This window comes from Sunxiuqinia sp., from assembly GCF_055140945.1.
In genome coordinates this window covers 15,206-33,503 of sequence record NZ_JBSQYS010000033.1, presented here as the reverse complement: position 1 = coordinate 33,503, position 18,298 = coordinate 15,206, and the positions used below count along the sequence as shown (strand labels likewise).

11 protein-coding genes are annotated in these 18,298 nt (G+C 43.5%); 3 read left to right on the top strand and 8 right to left on the bottom strand.

The window, feature by feature from the left end; translation table 11 throughout:
• Positions 1-16: 16 nt before the first annotated feature.
• The 6 genes from ACTB00_RS14655 to ACTB00_RS14630 form a co-directional block, all read right to left on the bottom strand.
• Positions 17-223, bottom strand: coding sequence for a hypothetical protein (locus tag ACTB00_RS14655; RefSeq protein ID WP_463300667.1), 207 nt, complete (start codon positions 221-223; stop codon positions 17-19).
• Between the two features lie 246 nt (positions 224-469).
• On the bottom strand, positions 470-1,336 hold the full coding sequence (locus tag ACTB00_RS14650) for a PIN domain-containing protein (protein WP_463300666.1): 867 nt from the start codon (positions 1,334-1,336) through the stop codon (positions 470-472).
• 1,385 nt (positions 1,337-2,721) lie between these two features.
• On the bottom strand, positions 2,722-3,264 hold the full coding sequence (locus ACTB00_RS14645) for a hypothetical protein (RefSeq protein WP_463300665.1): 543 nt from the start codon (positions 3,262-3,264) through the stop codon (positions 2,722-2,724).
• Between the two features lie 511 nt (positions 3,265-3,775).
• Complete coding sequence (locus tag ACTB00_RS14640; RefSeq protein ID WP_463300664.1) at positions 3,776-5,536, bottom strand: UvrD-helicase domain-containing protein; 1,761 nt, start codon at positions 5,534-5,536, stop codon at positions 3,776-3,778.
• A complete protein-coding gene (locus tag ACTB00_RS14635) occupies positions 5,529-7,619 on the bottom strand; it encodes an ATP-dependent nuclease (protein WP_463300663.1) in 2,091 nt (696 codons plus the stop codon). The genes ACTB00_RS14640 and ACTB00_RS14635 overlap by 8 nt, the downstream gene beginning before the upstream one ends.
• Positions 7,620-7,847: 228 nt before the next feature.
• Positions 7,848-8,162: a hypothetical protein gene (locus ACTB00_RS14630; protein ID WP_463300662.1), complete on the bottom strand. Its 315-nt coding sequence runs from the start codon at positions 8,160-8,162 to the stop codon at positions 7,848-7,850.
• A 1,105-nt stretch (positions 8,163-9,267) separates the two neighbouring features.
• On the opposite strand from ACTB00_RS14630, the gene ACTB00_RS14625 reads away from it, so the two are divergent.
• The 3 genes from ACTB00_RS14625 to ACTB00_RS14615 are packed head-to-tail and all read left to right on the top strand — an operon-like array spanning position 9,268 to position 16,267.
• Positions 9,268-12,336, top strand: coding sequence for a SusC/RagA family TonB-linked outer membrane protein (locus ACTB00_RS14625; RefSeq protein ID WP_463300661.1), 3,069 nt, complete (start codon positions 9,268-9,270; stop codon positions 12,334-12,336).
• A gap of 11 nt (positions 12,337-12,347) precedes the next feature.
• Positions 12,348-13,718: a RagB/SusD family nutrient uptake outer membrane protein gene (locus ACTB00_RS14620; RefSeq protein ID WP_463300660.1), complete on the top strand. Its 1,371-nt coding sequence runs from the start codon at positions 12,348-12,350 to the stop codon at positions 13,716-13,718.
• A gap of 2 nt (positions 13,719-13,720) precedes the next feature.
• Entirely contained in the window at positions 13,721-16,267 is a 2,547-nt protein-coding gene (locus ACTB00_RS14615; protein WP_463300659.1) for a S9 family peptidase, read from the top strand.
• 17 nt (positions 16,268-16,284) lie between these two features.
• Here ACTB00_RS14615 and ACTB00_RS14610 read toward each other — a convergent pair whose 3' ends face one another.
• Entirely contained in the window at positions 16,285-16,566 is a 282-nt protein-coding gene (locus tag ACTB00_RS14610; protein WP_463300658.1) for a DUF6520 family protein, read from the bottom strand.
• Between the two features lie 17 nt (positions 16,567-16,583).
• Positions 16,584-18,116, bottom strand: coding sequence for a MauE/DoxX family redox-associated membrane protein (locus ACTB00_RS14605; protein WP_463300657.1), 1,533 nt, complete (start codon positions 18,114-18,116; stop codon positions 16,584-16,586).
• Positions 18,117-18,298 lie beyond the last annotated feature (182 nt).

Below are 18,298 nucleotides of genomic sequence, written 5' to 3'. Positions count from 1 at the left end.
TGTTTTTAAGGATCGACTAACTATCGGTAGCAATGAGGGAAATGCAAATTATCGATAAAACGGTGCACATGCCCTGCCCACACCAGCCGCTAACTGCCTGCTTTAGTGCATATCCCGATGAGCCGGTAACCGCTTTACTTATCTCTAAGACCGCGCGAAGTCTCGATTTTGACAGTATGTACCGCTTTCTCGATGCCTCATCGGAAGGTTCGCTTTCGCTCATCTCTTTTATCCATACCTGACCAGTAATATTCTGGCCTTTTCTGTTTTCGCTTCACACACTGCAATCACTTACAATGCATTAAAACAGTAGTTTGGAGCCCGCTCCTGTAAGCCGACTCCGGTGGGTCGCCCCGCCGTTGCAGAGTTCCACCATCTTATTTGCAGTTACGAAAAGAGTAACCTTTTCTCACAGCACACCGCGCGGCAGCAGGGGCAGTCTACTCGATTATAACCAGTATTTTATTTTTCATAAATCATCTGTGTCAAAAACGGTTATGTTTGCAAGTTGTGCTTTGTTTTGGAAATTTATATCTGACGAAACAAATATTACATTATCACTTGGTCTAGAAATTTGAAGTTCAAGAGCATTTGCAATAATCCTATCATCATTATTAGTAGAATCAAGCCAACTTAAAGTCTTATTAAAGTTAGGCTCAGTTGCTATCATTTTGACTGTAATAGTTTTGTCAACAGTTACACCTTCTAAAACATCACCTTGTTTACGATATCCTTTTAATCTTTTAATTACTGAAATTACTTTTTTTCGAAAGTCTTCATTTCTATGTGTAATTTTTAATTTGTCAAGTTCAGAAAGGACAGTTGGTAGTACTACGAAATCAAAATCATTTGAAATTGATATAGCTCTGTAAGTACTTGGTTCAGGGAACTGAATTAATGAATTAGTGTCTGGAACTATTATAGTCCTTTTGTTTTGCTCTACAAACAAATTCAAATAGTTTTTTAAAATTGTTGTTTCGTTTCTGAATCTTTTTTTTCCTCCTTCAATCGAACTTGGAGCTTTGATTTGTTGAATGAGATTCAATATTTGAATATTTGATTTTTTAATATTCTTTAAAGTCTGTGGATTGGCTTTATCTAATAATAGTTCAAAATTTTGATAGAATTTTAAATATTTGTCCTTTGCTTTAATTTGATTTTTCTCATCTCTTTTTTCCCAATGATTTACTTCTGCTCCTAAAATGTAGTAACCATTATTTGAAGCATTAGGATCATGAAAATAAATTGAAGAATTATCTAGCATCTCGTCAACAATTGGTTCAATGTCTTCAATTTGTTCAATCAATTTGTCGATATAGGATGTGTCTTTTTTCATATTGGTTACAACGTTCTAGTATTTTATCCACTGTTCAGATAAACTGCTGTTAAATTTAGAAATAAAATTGAAATGATTTGTGATTACGAAAGCTTGCCAATCAAATTCCGACACGCCTGGGTAATGAGTCATTCATTACGAGGGTAACGAGGTCTTCATTACGAAGGTAACGAAGCGTTCACTACCCGGGTAATGAGGTCTTCACCATTAGGCTAATGAACCGTTCATCATTAGGCTACAGTACCATCCCGCATTAGGCTGCAGGGATATCCCGCATAAGCGTGCAACCGACTCCATATTAAATCAATGAACGTTCCCTCTCCCATTCGGATTGAAAATCCGGCGTTAATAAGGTGCGGATGGCATATCCAGTCCAGCCTCAAACCGCCTGCCTTGGTGCATATTCCGATGAGCCGGGGATTTTGATTATCTGCTTAGCATTTTATGCGTCGTTCTATGCTTCCTATACGAATGCTTATTTGCCGCTTAAACCAAAAGGGACATTAGTCCCTTTTGGATAGATTTCATTCCTTCATTTATTCAAAGGTTAATAACCTTTGGATATCTTAATGACGAGCACAATCACTTCTTCGTGCTAGAATTTTTTGAAGGTTTCAACTTACTTGTATTCCCTGGCGTGTTTTTATTGTCACGACGTCTTTGGTCAAGTTTTCCAGTTGACTCTGCTTTTGGTTTTGGTCCTGGTTTTAATCCCATAATATTCTAATATTTAAGTTAATAATATACAAATATAATATATCTATTAAGTAATACTTGTCGCTTTTAGTAATGATTTCGTCTAAAGTTTTAATTATTTCTGGGTTGCTATTTCTTGGTCGTTATAGTGCTTTTTTTGTCGTGTGAAATTTTCTTCGCTTATTGCTAACGTTCTAGTATTTTATCCATTGTTCAGGTAAAATGCTGTTAAATTTAAAAATTAAATTTGAATGAGTTGTGGTTGGGAAAAAGCAAATTGGAATAATGGATAAAACATAGTTGGACGGAGCCCCGTCGCCGCTATGGAAAACCCCCGGAAAGCCAACCGATTTTTAAAAATGCAGTGAAATCATGCTTTTTTGTGAGCTGTGCCAGGCCGGAAGCTTGCAGCAAGTTTCAAAAGTGTCGTTGCAAACGGCTGCCAGCTCACCCCTCGTTTCCGCTTCGCTCAAGGGGTAGGCCGGTTTACCATCAGATGCACTTGTCGCACAATTTGCGATAACTGAAATGGAACGTTACTTTTCGCAAGGAACATTTCTTAGCGTAACCTTGTCCATCCATCTTATAATCTTCTAAATCCTGTTCAGACATTCTCACCAGTTAAGAGTCCGGAATTGCAAATTCCGGCCAGCCGCACGCCTGCTTTGTGCATACCCGGAAGAGCGGGGCTATTTAATTAAGTCTTTAAAATCCATTCTTGTATAAATTCCAGGACTTGCGTGCGAACCAAAATCCATTTCTATTTTAACAAATATGATTAAGTCATTTTCTGTCAATGTGAATACTGTTTCTCCGAGATAGCAATATGCTCCTGTTGTGCCCATTTGTTCTGTCAAGAATTCGTCATTAACAATCTGAATCTTAATTGTGTCCGATTGTATATCAAGATATTCAATTTTAGGCTGTACATTCCTTTTATTCAAAACCTCAATTAGTTTATTTGGTGATTTCCCTAACGAGTCAATTAATCTTCCTTTTATTAAAAACTCTTTATTGTTTATTGTGTCATAGTCTGATTTCCAATAAAAGTCAGAAAGACTGTCATTATTAATTTGATAATATTCTTCACATTCATTCAGTTCATAATTCCATCGACCACCTCTATCAAGACAAGAGTCAATTTCGAAAAAACGATCAATCCATTTTGTCCCCAAAACCAGTGCAATTACGCCTCCAATTATCAATAACCATATTATCAGCTTTTTATTCATTACACTGTCATTTTAAATGCACGCTAACGTTCCAGCGTATTATCCATTGTTCAGGTAAACTGCAGTTAAATTTAAAAATAAAATTGAAATGATTTGTGGTTGGTGAAAAGCCGGTTACTATTTGTTTTTTTAAACGCAAAGACAAAAAGAGGTCACCCCCCCGGGTCACGCTCTGCGCCAGCGTTTGTCGTCATTCCGGCGCAGGTATTGTTTGAACAACCCGCTGCGGTATGCCGACCCGAGCGGGTGTTTGAAACGAGGCGTGCAAACCACCTCCATATTAAATCAATGAACGTTCCCTCTCCCATGCGGATTGAAAATCCGGCATTATTAAGGTGCGGATGACATATCCGCACCAGCCGCTAACTGCCTGCTTTAGTGCATATCCCGATGAGCCGGGTCGTATGCTTTCAGCATACTTTAACGATCGCCGTTGCAAACGGCTAGCAGCTCGCCCCTCCTCACCGCTACGCTAAGACAAGGGGCAGGCCGGGGGAGCAGGGGAATAGCATTAGGCTGTTTCATATTCTACATTAATAACATCTAATTTATCTTTGTCATCTTGATTAATCTCAGGAATACTAATGAGCAGCCTATTCATTGCCCTACTACAACCAACATAGTAAATCCGACAATCATCCTCTATATCGTCAATGTGATTCTGCCCATCAAGTATATAGTTCCTAAATTCATTTATGGTTTCGAAATGAACAAGAGTGTTTTCAAATTCAGTTCCTTTTGCACTGTGGATTGTTCTTACTTGGTCATCGGATTTAGTGTCTACTTTTACATAAGGAAGAATTTCATTTAGGCTATGATTTTCATAAAATGTTTTGGCATTCCCTCGGCTTAAATTACTCCCAATACTAAAACCATATTCAGCTAACACTTCAGTTCTTAATTCTAAATAAAATTCTGCAATGGTTTTAGTTCTATTTATATCACTTTGTAATGAGTCGATTATTTTAATCGCAAGCCTTCTTAGGCTTAGTTTTAAAACGGAAGTACCACTTGCTCTCCGTAAAGACTTATAAATTTCATTTAAAGCATTTTTTAAATGACCTTTTCTATGAAATCTAATGCTCATTAATAAAGAGTGTATAAACCTTACTCTTTGCGGATTTGTATCATTCGAATACAAGTCATTTAAGAGGTTCGTATTAGCTACACCTATTTGATTGTTTATTTCAGAAACGGTAGTGTTTTTTCTAGTCAGAATATAAAGTGGTGAATCGGGGAAATTTCCCTCATACCAAACTTTTGCATCCTGAATTTTTCCAACCAATACTTTAATCGAAACCCCATCAGGTTGCCCCTGACCATATTCTTGATTGATGTCGGGTCTAAGTAAATTAAGGAAATCAATAATACGTTTAGTTGAACGGTGATTATTATTCAATTTAAATTCAGAAATTTCACCTTGTTTAAAATCAATAAAATCAGCTCGTTTAGCACCTGTAAACTTATATATTGATTGTGCAACGTCCCCAACGATTCCTACTTTTGTGTGTTGTTCAGTAATCTTTTCAATAAGCCATGTTTGTATTTCGGTTGTATCTTGAAACTCATCAATAAAAATATATGGGAACTTTGACCTAATAAATTCTGCAACCCTTGGTGAACGGGACAAAATGAGATAAGAAAAATACAATACATCTTCGTGATGCATTATTCCGTCTTTCCAGTATTTTGATTTATAAACCCATAATTCACCATTTGATTTTGCAATCCTAGCGCCACGATTTTGCCTAATAATTAAATTTATTTCACCATTCTCAAACACATAATCAAGACTTGATAATTCAGCAATTACTTTTGGTTTGTTTTGAGGCCAATTGTATGAATTATAGCTTTTACCATTTAATTGTTCTATTGACCTTATCCACCTTCTAAACCTATCTCCATGAACTATGTGCTCATCATGGCCATCCAAGCTAGATGTTTCAAATAAGAGTTCGCCAGTGTCATTCTTTTCAATTAAATAAGAAAATGGTTTGACGATATTACGATATAGAAAACTGTGAATAGTTGATATATCAAATCGACTTTTGTCGCATTTTAATCGATTCAAGATTTCTTCTGCAGCGACATTTGTATATGTGATACAAGCTATTTTGCCTGTTTTGTTTAATCTGTTAGATTCAAACAGCACACGCTCTAAGTGAGAAATTAGCCATCTTGTCTTACCTGCACCAGGGCCAGCGAAGACTTTAAAGTGAGTCTCAATATCACTTAGGGTTGATATATGTGGCAACGAATTAATATCAGGCATCTTTCTTTATAATTTCGGTTAATGCATCAGCAATATAGGTTGGTACATTAAAATCAAGCTTTTCACCACCTTCTTTGATGAAATTATCTCTTAATTTTTTTTCAAAATAGAATGCATGTTGTCCTTTAGCGTCAGATACAATTTTGTAGTAAATTGCAGCAATTAATGCCTTTTTCTTTTCTGTTTCATCTCCCCATGTACAATTCGATATGCTTTCTAAGATTCTATTTTCGTTTAAATTATCTATTTCAAGTTTTGCTTTATATACTTCTATTATGACATTCAAATTGTCTTCATATTTTGAGATTATTGCTGTATAATTTGCAGGAGTATGTGCGCTGTTTTGACTAGGAAAAGCATTTGTAATGAGCAGTGAAGACTTGGGATTTTCCTTACATAATTCATACTCCAATGTTTTACCAGTCCCATTTGGTGGATGGAATACAAATATATTAGCATACTTATCCTCGAACTTTTCTTTTAAATCTGTAACATGTGTAGAAAGCGATTTGCTGTTTGCTGAGCCATCTAATTCAAAAGGAAAAGCTGAAACCCATTTGTTTCCTTTTCTAATTGTGGGGTCTGCATCAGTTATACATACCACTTTTTTATTTATAGCATAAGGGCTAACTGACTTATCATATGCATATAATTTAAGGAAATGCTTGAATGTCCTACTATCTACGCTTATAATTCCAACATGTTCATTTACAAGAGAGTCTTCAATTCCTAAATATTGTGCAAAACTTGGAATCAATAATTGTTCTGCTAATCCTTCTACAAATACAATTCTATCAGCAAAAAGCATATTAGATTTCGTAGCATCTAAAAACCTCTGAACATATATTTTTGAATCATTATCTTCTTTTGAATCAGAAAACACTTTGCCTGGGTAACCAACAGCTAAGTTTCCATCTATATTATCATATAAACAAACAATGCTCTCAAGATTTATAGCAGAGGTAATATGGGTAGAATGCGAGGTTATAAAGATTTGCCGAGCTTGTTCATTTGTATTTAGAAATTTGAGGAATTTTGATTGCATTGAAGGATGCAAATGAGCTTCTGGTTCTTCTATTGCAAGAATTGGAAAAACTTTAGCGTTATCACCCATATAATTAGATGATTCCATTTGCATTTTTGCAAGAATTAGAGCTATGAACAATAAATTATTGTAACCTAATCCATTGTTTTTAATCGGTATTTTAAACCCGTTTTTTTCAACTATCAATCTTAATGCAAATAGTAGTTCCTGCTCTGTTATTTCAGCATCAAATTGCGGTTCACCGCCTTTGTCTGCACCTGTTTCGCTTGAGTATTGAAGTATTTTCTCCCTATCTATACGTCTAATTAATATTTCTAGCAATTCCCTTGACTTTTCACTAAAATCCTCTTCTCGTTTCCTTAATTCCGAAATTTCGTCTTCAGTTAGGTATTCAAATCCTTGTCCTTTAGTTAGGTCATAATCAAGAAAATAATTTAACACATCTCTAAGCAATGTGTTATTCCCATAAAACATCTGCCTTTCGGCATCTCTAATTGCATTAAGAAATTGAAAGTCAAACCTATCAAGATTTTCAGAATCCGCTTTTTCCTGTTTTGTGGGATTTCCTCCATAAATTCGAGAAACATATTTTTGAAAAAATTTCTTACTAATGAGTCTAAGACATTTCTCTTGGTCATAACCATTTTCATCTCTACATCCTGCAATTAGGTTTTTATATTCTTCATGGTTTTTTGTTGGTAACTCAAAAATATATGTTAGTTGCGCTATATATTCTGGATATTCTTTAATTAACCAGTCATAAACAACATTTTTATCATCAGGCTCATCATTACGCTCTTTTATAAAAACCGATATTTCTATAGAGGGTGGTTCTGCATAATCAAGATTAGTTTTACAAAAATCATCAATTGAAGGCTTTTCTTTTAAATCTCTATCTAATACTAGTTGAAGAGCCTTAATTAGATTTGTTTTACCTGAATTATTATGTCCAATTACAACATTTAATCCATGGTTGAATTCAATGTCTAAATTTTTGAAGTTCCTATAATTCTTAATTTTTATTTCTGATACATACATATTTTCAGTTTATCGGTTTGAGGGCAAAAAAATAGCTCTTTTGTAAGCTGAAGCATCAGCTTGTGTGTTGGGGCTTACAAATGTGCTATTTGTGCGTTGGTTTTTCATCATTTTGTCTTTGTCGATTCGGTCTCATTGCATGAACGCAAACGTTCAAACGTTTGTGTATAATCCATCTGTATCTTATTTCTTTATTATCTTAACTAACCTTTCCCAAATCCGGAAAGGTTAAACACTTATTCCGCTGTGCCTTAACATCCCATAAATCTTTGTGCTGTTCATTTCCGGAGAGTATTCAGGTGTCGTTTGCATTGTTAGTTTATTATTTGGTGCCAGAAAGTTACAATAATTCTGAACAAAAACTCGTCGATAATAAAAAATATTGATAAACTGTTTTTTTGAAGGTTTTGCGGACGGAGTCTGCCAGGTCGAGCGGTAATAAAGTGAATAATTTAACTCGTATTCTTGAAATCGTTGCACGGCACGGTTTGTTATCGCGCCACCAAATGGAGGTTTTCCATTCAGCAAATAGTTAATCTTCACCTATTTTTTTTTGAAATTGAATATAGAGTGGAATGAAAATAAGGTAGTATGGCTGATGAGCACGTGGGATTGGATAGATACGAGAAGCCCTAGATCCCTATCATCTTGAAAAACTCGTAAAGTTTTAAATTTCTTGCTTCACAAATCCTCACTATCGTTATTAAAGCTATTTGATAATCCTCATCAATTCTTATTCGACGAACAGTTTTTTCATCGATAGAATGTTCTTTCGCAAAAAGACTGTTATTGTTAGTCGGAATTACCCAGTTGTCTCGGATGAATTTAACAATTTTTCTATTTGCATCTTTCATACAAGCAAATAAAGCCGATATAAGCTAAAATAATTCGGACTGAAATCCGAATTATCAAATATTTGTTTATCTTTGTTCATGATTGTATTGTAATTATATATTTTTGCGAACGCTTCATTAATATTATAAAGCATTCGCACTTGATGTCTCAAATCGAAAACTGGTAATTTTCAACGGAGGAGACGAATAAGTAAAGATGCTCACGTCATATTTAGCGATATTGGCGTGGGCCTGCTTATCCTCCACGGTATACCAGTACCTCGATTTGGTAAGTCAGGTCCACGCCTTTTTTATGGCCACGCCTGAACTTACCGGTTTTGGCACGCGGCTTTGCCGCCTCCCCATCACACGAGACACAAAACAGTTTTTAACCCCAAAACGAATGTATTATGCCTCGTTTTAAACGCTTTTTATTTCCCCGACATGCCCCGTAAACTCAGGGGCAGCAGCATCAATGCCCCCCGTCTGTAAACCTTCAGGGTTTTCCGAAACCCTGGGGGTTTTGGGGAAACACCAACCTTCGGTTAAACACACAAAATTGTAAAAGTATGAATGCTATTTTCTGCTTCATGGGCTTGCCATGCCTATTTCTAACCGGAAGGGACGAATGTACGAAGGTACGAACGCGCGAAGTCACGATGTCACGAGGGTACGAGGGCGCGAACTCACGAACTCACGAGGTGACAAATTCATTAGTCCAATAACAAATCCTTTGTGACTTGGTGTCTTTGTGTTTAATCTGGATTACTGCCTTTTACGAAGATTATACAATTTATAACCAAACAATTTAACACATGAAAAAAATAACCAAAACCCAATCGGGTATTTACATGGTCGCCTTGTGCGTGTGCTTGTTCCTGCTAACTGGCCCGGGCCTGCCTGTACGGGCTGGTGGACAGCCGGTTTTCCCTGCGGGGGATTCCGGCTTGTTCCCGGAAGGGTTCCAGCAAGAACCCCTTACCATTATCGGCAAGGTAACCGATACTTCCGGTGAACCCTTGCCGGGCGTCAGCATCGCCATTAAAGGAACCTTCATCGGCACCATAACCGGTGCCGATGGAACCTATGTATTAAAAAACGCCCCGGAAGGCGCTGTGCTTTCCTTTTCCTTTGTCGGGTTTAAAACCCGGGAAGTCCTCCTTGATGGACAAACGCAATTGGATGTCCAACTAGCCGAAGACATCACCGCCCTCTCGGAAGTAACTATTAATGCGGGTTATTACACCGTCAAAGATCGCGAGCGCACCGGCAGCATTGCCCGGGTCAGGGCCAAAGAGCTGGAAAACCAACCGGTAAGCAATGTGCTCTCCTCGGTACAGGGCCGTATGGCCGGGGTGAACATTACCCAGGGCAGCGGAGTTCCCGGCGGTGGCTACTCGATCCAGATTCGCGGCACCAACAGCCTGCGCCGGGCGGGGAATTACCCCATGTATATTATTGACGGGGTGCCGGTCAGTGCTGATACGCCGGCTCCGTTATCTGGTGGCATTCTGCCCTATACCGAAATCAGCCCGCTGAGCGCCATTAACCCCAATGACATTGAGAGCATCGAGATCCTGAAGGATGCCGATGCCACGGCTATCTATGGTTCGCGCGGCGCCAACGGGGTCATCCTGGTCACCACCAAAAAAGGAAAGGCAGGCCGTAAAACCGCGTTTAGCATCAACAGCAGCTACGGAATCAGCCGGGTGGCCAACCAGATGGAACTGATGAACACGGAGCAATACCTGGACATGCGCCGGCAGGCTTATATTAACGACGGGCTAACCAATTACCCGGCCAACGCCTATGATGTGAACGGCACCTGGGATGAAACCCGTTATACCGACTGGCAGGACGAACTGATTGGCGGAACAGCAGTCAACACCAACGTGCAACTCTCACTGAGCGGGGGCAGCGAAAACACCAGCTTTTTAATCAGTGGAAGCCATAACGAACAAACAACGGTATTCTCTGACGATTTCCGGTACAAAACCGATCATGTATCGGGGAACCTGAGCCATCGCTCTGACGACAAGCGGCTGACGCTAAACGTTTCCGCGCAGTTTTCAGCCCAATCCAATAACCTGGTTGAAACAGACATCACCAGCCAGGCCCTCCGGTTGAGCCCCAATGCCCCGGCATTGTACAACGAAGACGGCAGCCTGAACTGGGAAAACAACACCTTTACCAATCCCGTGGCGGCTTACGAAAGCACCTATTTCAACGAGAATAAAACCGGCAATTCCAACCTGCACCTGAGCTACCAATTGTTGCCTTCCGTAGCTGTCAAGTTCAACGGGGGCATGAGCCACCAGGTTTTTGAAGAACTTGTCCTTCGTCCCCATACCATCTACAACCCGGCCTATGGGATTACCCCGGCCAGTTCGAATGCATCTAAAAACCGGAGCCACCGGTTTTCCTACCTGGCCGAACCCCAGTTGCAGTATAGCCATACGTTTAACGACCATCAGCTGGATGTGCTGGTCGGGGGCACTTACCAGCAAACGACAACTTCAAGCTTGCGCCTGTCCGGTGTTGGTTTTGAAACCAATGCCCTGATCACCAATATGGCGGCCGCAAAACGGGTGACGGTGGCACAGGACCAGGAGACCGAATACAAATATGCCGCGGTGTTCGGGCGGATCAACTACCAGTATAAAAGCCGGTATATCCTGAACCTGACCGGCCGCCGGGACGGTTCCAGCCGCTTCGGGCCCGACAAGCGTTTTGCCAATTTCGGGGCCGTGGGCGCCGCCTGGCTGTTCAGTGAAGAAAACTTCCTTGCCGGCAGCTCCTGGCTGAGCTTCGGCAAACTCAGGGGAAGCTATGGGGTGACCGGCAGCGACCTGATTGGCGACTACCAGCACCTGGACACCTACACGGTAAGCAGCACCAGCTATGGCGGCAGTACCAGCCTGTACCCCTCGCGGCTACACAACCCGTACTTTAGCTGGGAAAAAACAAGCAAGCTGGAAGTGGCTTTGGAACTGGGCTTCCTGGATGACCGGGTGCAGTTGCATACCGCCTGGTACCGCAACCGTTCAGGCAACCAGTTGGTGGGCATCCCGCTGCCGGGCACCACGGGCTTTAGCAGCATCCAGGCCAACCTGCCCGCCACGGTGGAAAACAAGGGGCTGGAACTGGAGCTGAACACCACGCCAATCAGCGGCAGACACTTTCGCTGGAGCAGCAATTTCAACATCAGCTTCCCGGAAAACAAGCTGGTGGAATTTCCCGGGCTGGAAGGCTCTACCTATGCCAACCAATACGTGGTGGGCTACCCGACTTCCATTGTGAAGGTTTACAACTACGAAGGCATCGACCCTGAAACCGGCCGTTATGTATTTACAGATTATAATACCGACGGCGTTATTTCTTCGCCCAACGACAACCAGGTGATTGAAGAAGTGGGGACCAACTTTTTTGGCGGCTGGTCGAACCAGTTCACTTATAAGCAATGGGAGTTTTCGTTTTTGTTCCAGTTTGTCAACCAACGGCAGCAGAACTACAACGCGCTGCTGCCCAACCCCGGGGTGATGTATAACCAACCGGTGGAGTTGCTGGATGTGTGGTCTGAAGACAACCCGGACGGGCGGTACATGCCATACACGACAGGCGCCCATCCGGCGATCTACCAGTTACTGGGCTATTTCCGGGGCAGTACCGCTACCATTGGCGACGCCTCGTTTATCCGGCTAAAAAATGTCCAGCTCGGCTACCGGTTGCCTGTCAACGGCTATTTGCAGGATGTCCGATTCTACGTGCAGGGCCAAAACCTGCTGACGATAACGGATTATTTTGGCGTGGACCCGGAGTTTGTTTTAACCGGTTATTTGCCGCCATTGAAGACATGGGCTTTCGGGGTGCAGTTGAACTTTTAAAAACAAAAAACATGAAAAAACGATATCTCTTTTTCTTCCTCGGGGCGCTGTTACTGGCTTCCTGCGAGGAGTTGGTGGAAGTGGATGATCCCACGAACCAACTGGGCACCGCACAGGTTTTTGAAGATGCCGGGACTGCCAATGCGGCTTTGGCCGGTTTGTATGCCGCCTTGCGCGACCAGTCTGTTGTCTCCGGCGCCGGGTATTATACCCTGAGCACGCTGGCCGGTTCTTATGCCGACAACCTGGAATGCCATAACCACGACCAGAACGGGACCTGGGATTTGTATCAAAACCAGCAACTGGAAACCAATACGTACATCGCGAGTGTATGGAAGACGGCTTACCAGCAAATTTACTATGCCAATGCCATTATTTACGGGACGCAGCACTCAACGGCTTTGTCAGATGGGGATAAAAACCGTATTACCGGAGAAGCGCTGCTTATGCGTTCGCTGATCTACTTTTACCTGCAACAGCTATTTGGCGATATTCCTTACACCACCAGCCTGGACTATGAACACAACCGCAGCTTAAGCAAAACAGAAGCTTCTGCCGTATTGGAGCAACTGGAGATGGATGTAAAAGAAGCCGCCACCCTGCTGGAAGACAACTACCGCAACGCCGAACGCATTTACCCCAACCGTAAGGCAGCCGAACTGTTGCTGTCCCGCATTTATTTGCTTCAGGAAGAATGGGCCCTGGCAGGGCAAACAGCCGAAAGTATCCTGCAATCGCCCCTATACCAGTTTCAGCCCGATCTGGACGAAGTATTTCATAAAAGCGGAACCCATATTCTCTGGCAACTCAAACCGCAAAACAGCGGGGATGCCACCCGGGAAGCTTCTTTTTATTATTTTACAGGTGCCGCGCCCCATGCTTATGCCCTGGCCGAAGATTTGGTTGGCTCCTTTGCCGGGGATGACCTGCGCAAGCAGGCGTGGATGACTCCGGTCAGTTTTAACGACGATTCCTGGTACCGGCCGTTTAAATACAAGAATAACGCAAATGGAACCAATACCAATGAATACTCCATCGTATTCCGTCTCGAAGAGGTGTATTTTATCCTGGCTGAAGCTTTGGCTAAACAAAACCGCGTAGATGAGGCTTTGCCTTATTTGAATGCGACCCGCGAACGGGCCGGGCTGGACGCCTTGGGTTCTTTGTCCGCGGAGGATTTTATTACGGAACTGCTGGCCGAAAAGCGCCACGAATTCTTCGCCGAGTCCGGGCACCGCTTTTTTGATCTGAAACGCCTGGGTCGTCTGGATGAACTAAGCGCCGTAAAACCCAATTGGGAAGATGATGACCAGCTATGGCCCTTACCCCAAAACGAGTTGCTCATGAACCCAAACCTTAACCCGCAAAACCCCGGCTATTAACGATGAGATCCTTCTATTCCTTGTTGGTGTTGTTATTCCTGTGCCTGCTGCTTGCGGCAGGCCGGGAATTAACAGCGCAAAACCAAGCCCCCAGCCCGCAGGGGGGCCTTGCTGAACCCTCGCACAACCTGACCGCCCCACTCCTGTCTGAGGACGGGAACTGGATGACCATACGCAAACAAAGTTGGATTCCTGTCTGGGATCAAAGTGACCTGGACAAGGACACCGTCCTGTTTTTTGACCTTCGAAAATCCGGCAAACCCAAACTGGCAGGATACCGGAAAAAGGTCCGGAATATGGCTTTTGTCGGGAATACCCATCTGTTGTTATCCAACGATCTGCAAACGGAATTACTGAACCTCCGGGAACAAACAAGCCGCTATTTTACTGCCGTGAAACGAATGCAGGCGCTAAAAAGCAATAACCAATTTGTGCTGCATTATAACAAGGAAAAAAACAACCGGCTTGACCTTAGGGAATCGAACGGAACACTGATCAATACCCTGGAGCATGTAAGCCAGTTCTACCTTACCGGAAATGGAAACATCTACGCGGTCACTGAAAACCCGGAACCTGTTTTTGATGTTTTCCGGCTCAACGACAAAACAACAGAAAAGGTGTACACAACGTCCCAAAGAATTACTTCACTGGAAGTCGATGCCCACCAGCAAGGGATGATGGTCCACCAGCAAAACCCGGAAGGTTCGTCCCCTGAAGTACTGTACCTGGACTTCAATACAAAAACCGCCTGGTCCTTAAACGAGATAACGTCCATGCCATTTCAGCGGGCCTTTACTGATGTGATCAGCGAAGGGAGTATTTATTTTTTACGACTGTGGGTACACCAGCCGAAAGATGACACTTCTCCGGTTGACATCTGGTATGGGAACGATAACCGGTTGGAAGAGAAATTTCTTCCGTCTACCCGGGAGGTCTATTGTATCTGGGAACCGAAAAACAAAAAGCTTCAACCGTTGGGAAACAAGCAGCTCACCAAAAGCGCCAACATCGGGAATGAACGTTTTTTCCTGAGCCTTGACCCTTATCTGCTAGAGGATTATACCCGGGAAAAGGCACCGCTGAAAATCTGCCGCTACAACCGGATAAGTGATACTTACACGGTGATTGATACCATCTCCTCCCGGTTATATATTTCCCCCAATGGTCACTATGCCCTGTACTTTAAAAACAACACCTGGCAGGTTTACCACATCCCATCCGGCACCGCAGAGACGGTTGGTGGTGGCCAGCTGAAAACTCCATATTTTACGGCTGATGGCAAAACGGTGCTGTTTGACGGCGATGGCGGGCTGTGGCGTTATAACCCGGAGCAAAAAGAACTTGTCCAATGGAACAGTTTCGAAGGATATCAAACAACAATCCTGAACGGAACTTCACGCACGACCTTGCGGGGGTTTAATTTCTCTGAAAGAACAGTCAGCCCGGATAAGCCTTTGGTGATTAAGCTGTATGAGCCGTTGGAAAACAGGAGCACTTACATCTTATGGAAAGATGGCCAGTATAAGACAATTGTATCCCCGACGGCCAAACGCATCCAATCCCTGAACTACAACCCGGCGTTTACCTGTTTTTCCTGGTTGGAAGAGGATTACAACCTGCCGCCCCGGTTGGTTTATAAAGCGATGGGCAAACCGGAACGGGTGCTGTACCAAAGCAACCGGCAAGACACGGCCATCTTGTCCCTCAAACAGGAGATCATCTCCTATACCAACAGCGACAGCATTCCTTTGAAAGGTATTTTGTATTATCCGTTGAACTTTGATCATTCAAAACAATATCCCATGGTCGTGCATATTTACGAAAAACAAAACCAGGCGCGCAACCGCTACCTCTATCCTTCCTATTACGAAGGTCTGGGTTTTAACATCCGGCTGCTGCTTGAAAACGGGTATTTTGTGTATTTGCCGGATATCCTGATACAGGGAAAAGCGGGACCGGGCATCGATGCTTTGGATTGTGTGAACCATGCCCTGGATGCTTTGGCAGGCAACCCCGTGATTGACCAACACCGGTTCGGCCTGATCGGGCACTCTTTTGGGGGCTATGAAACCAGTTACATTGCTACGCGTTCCAGCCGCTTTGCTGCTTATGTCTCCGGCTCCGGCCACAGCGATATCATTTGGGCTTCCCATGCCTTTAATTATAACTTTCGTTTTCCTGATCATGTGCGGATTGAAGCCAACAACTACAGACTGGGAAAGCCTTTCTCCTCGGATAAAGGCCTGTATTTTAAAAACAACCCGGTTTATCATGCAGAGAAAGTGAATGCACCTGTGCTGCTGTGGTCAGGACTGGAAGATCAGAATGTGACCAGCGATCACTCCATGGCCTTTTACAACGCGTTGCGCAGGAACAGAAAAGAGGTGATCGCGCTGTTTTATAAAAAAGAGGGACATGGTTTGCAACAGCCGCAGAATCAATTTGACCTGACCACCCGGATTCTGGACTGGTTTAATTATTTCTTAAAGGGGGAAGAAACGGAAACCGGGTGGATTGAAAAAGGGATAAAAAGGGAGGGCGCCCCGTAGAACGCCCTCCCTAACTGCTAAGGCATTACCGGTTCGAACAGTAAAGCTCCGCAACTGGTACCATCAAGCTGTCGCAGGTTGTGACTGGTACTGGTTGCAGGGTCTGTCCATGTACAGATATTGCCTGGCTCAGTGCTGCACGCTTTCGGCGATTCGACACATTGGCTGGTAGCGCTGTCGATATAATACCCGGTTTCCAAGGCATCATCCGAACTTTTTGCGCTATGGCTTGCCAAAGCGGCGCCAACTCCCATCAATACAATGGCAGCCGGCAGATAGATACTTCTTAACTTTTTCATAATCAGAAAAAATTAATTTATTGCCTACTCTGTTCAAGGTTTTCGGCTTCCCCTGTTTTGAAATGCCGCGCCACCGCCTGCGCAAAACGGTAACGCACGATTTCACTTCCGGACAAAACAAACACGTGTTTATCCGTGGCAAATAGCCGAGACAGCTTGTTTTTCCCGCGGCCATGTACATAAAAGCTGCCTAGGTATTCCTGTTTTCCGGTCAGGTACATATCGACAACAGTTGCCCGCTTCCACTGCTCGCGCGATTCGAATTTGCCCATGAGCATGGATGCGTTAAACAATATTTGTCCGTGTACCGCCTGCGTTTTATTAACCTGCAATGGGGGCGCATCCATTTTGTGCCTCCCGTCGGAGAGTGCACGCACCTGTACCTGCGCCCGGGAGGTGGTATCAATGGTATGCAGTTTCCGCAACAGGTTCAGCTCCCGGTCCATCACCAGGAACTGGTTGCGGTAGGTATAGACGTAAATAAGTTCCCCGGCCACATCGTCCCGCAGCAACTGCCCGTCGGTGTCGAACATGCCGTCCAACTGCTTTTCCAGCAGCGTTTCATTCAGGCTTACTTTCGGGTTTTGGTGGAGATGAAGCCGCCCCAATACCTGCGATTTGCTTTGGCTGCTTTGGGCCCGGAAAACGAAGTTCAGGGAATCGGTCACCTGCAATTGGGAGAAATAGCAATCTTCCAGACTGATGGTGCGGGCAAGCGAATCGCCCAGCTGCCCCCGGTAAATCACCGGCACCGTGCCATCATACAAATAAAAATGGGGAGGCTTTACCTGTGCCTGGATAAAGCGAAAGGGGTGCCCGGTATTGTCCAAACGGATTTTAATGGACTTTTTTGTCGTTAATGCGGTGTCTACGATCGTAAGGATCAAAGGGGCGGTGGTGTTTCCCAGGTAAATCTGTCCGTCGGCCATTCCGGCAAAATAATACGAATTGGCTCCCAGATCCAGGGATTTTTCATCCCGGATGGGGTGTTGCCCGAACCGGCGGATAAAATTGTTTTCCTGTTTAATGATGTATTCGGACGATAAAAAGAGCCCCACAACTATGCCCGCCGCTGCCAGGGAGGGTAGTACGCTTTTAAACAGCACTACGCCGGCGTGAGTGCCTTTGGCTTTTTCGGCCAGCACAATCGCCACCACGGCCAGCGCGGCAAAAGCCAAATTAAAAACCAGGTGCTCGGTCCATCCCAACTGTTCGATGATACCGCCGCACGAGCAGGGAACAAAATCGCTGAAATTTAAAATCAGGTAGATATAAACCGTAAAGCTTACCATTAAAAAGAAGGAAGCATACAGCCCGGCAAGGCGCGTGGCTTTAAAACACAACAGCAGCACCAGCAGCAGTTCCAGGGCAATCACAGCCGGGGCGATCAACCCGGCATAGGCGCTCAACAAGGGCGACTGGGCCAGCTGCACCCGGAAGTTTTCAAAATCCAGCAGCTTACTGACAGAAGCATGCACGAATAGCAGGATGTACAGGTAACTGGCTGTCCGGATAATTACGGAGCGGTATTTTGGCAGGGACTTTTCCATGGGTTTACTTTTTCAATTTGAGTTTCGGTAGAATAATAGCTTCAAGCTACAAGCTTCAAGCTTCAAGCATCAAGTGTTCAGTCTTAGAATTCAGTCAGTATGCAGGGACAAAGGCTGCAAGCATCCAACATCTAGAATCCAGCATCCAGCGCAGTTCCAAAGTTAGACAAGCGCTTGCTCTT

Coding starts and splice junctions, on each gene's coding strand:
- ACTB00_RS14655 (WP_463300667.1), bottom strand. CDS start 223: ATGAGCGAAAGCGAACCTTCCGATGAGGCATCGAGAAAGCGGTACATA.
- ACTB00_RS14650 (WP_463300666.1), bottom strand. CDS start 1,336: ATGAAAAAAGACACATCCTATATCGACAAATTGATTGAACAAATTGAA.
- ACTB00_RS14645 (WP_463300665.1), bottom strand. CDS start 3,264: ATGAATAAAAAGCTGATAATATGGTTATTGATAATTGGAGGCGTAATT.
- ACTB00_RS14640 (WP_463300664.1), bottom strand. CDS start 5,536: ATGCCTGATATTAATTCGTTGCCACATATATCAACCCTAAGTGATATT.
- ACTB00_RS14635 (WP_463300663.1), bottom strand. CDS start 7,619: ATGTATGTATCAGAAATAAAAATTAAGAATTATAGGAACTTCAAAAAT.
- ACTB00_RS14625 (WP_463300661.1), top strand. CDS start 9,268: ATGAAAAAAATAACCAAAACCCAATCGGGTATTTACATGGTCGCCTTG.
- ACTB00_RS14620 (WP_463300660.1), top strand. CDS start 12,348: ATGAAAAAACGATATCTCTTTTTCTTCCTCGGGGCGCTGTTACTGGCT.
- ACTB00_RS14615 (WP_463300659.1), top strand. CDS start 13,721: ATGAGATCCTTCTATTCCTTGTTGGTGTTGTTATTCCTGTGCCTGCTG.
- ACTB00_RS14610 (WP_463300658.1), bottom strand. CDS start 16,566: ATGAAAAAGTTAAGAAGTATCTATCTGCCGGCTGCCATTGTATTGATG.
- ACTB00_RS14605 (WP_463300657.1), bottom strand. CDS start 18,116: ATGGAAAAGTCCCTGCCAAAATACCGCTCCGTAATTATCCGGACAGCC.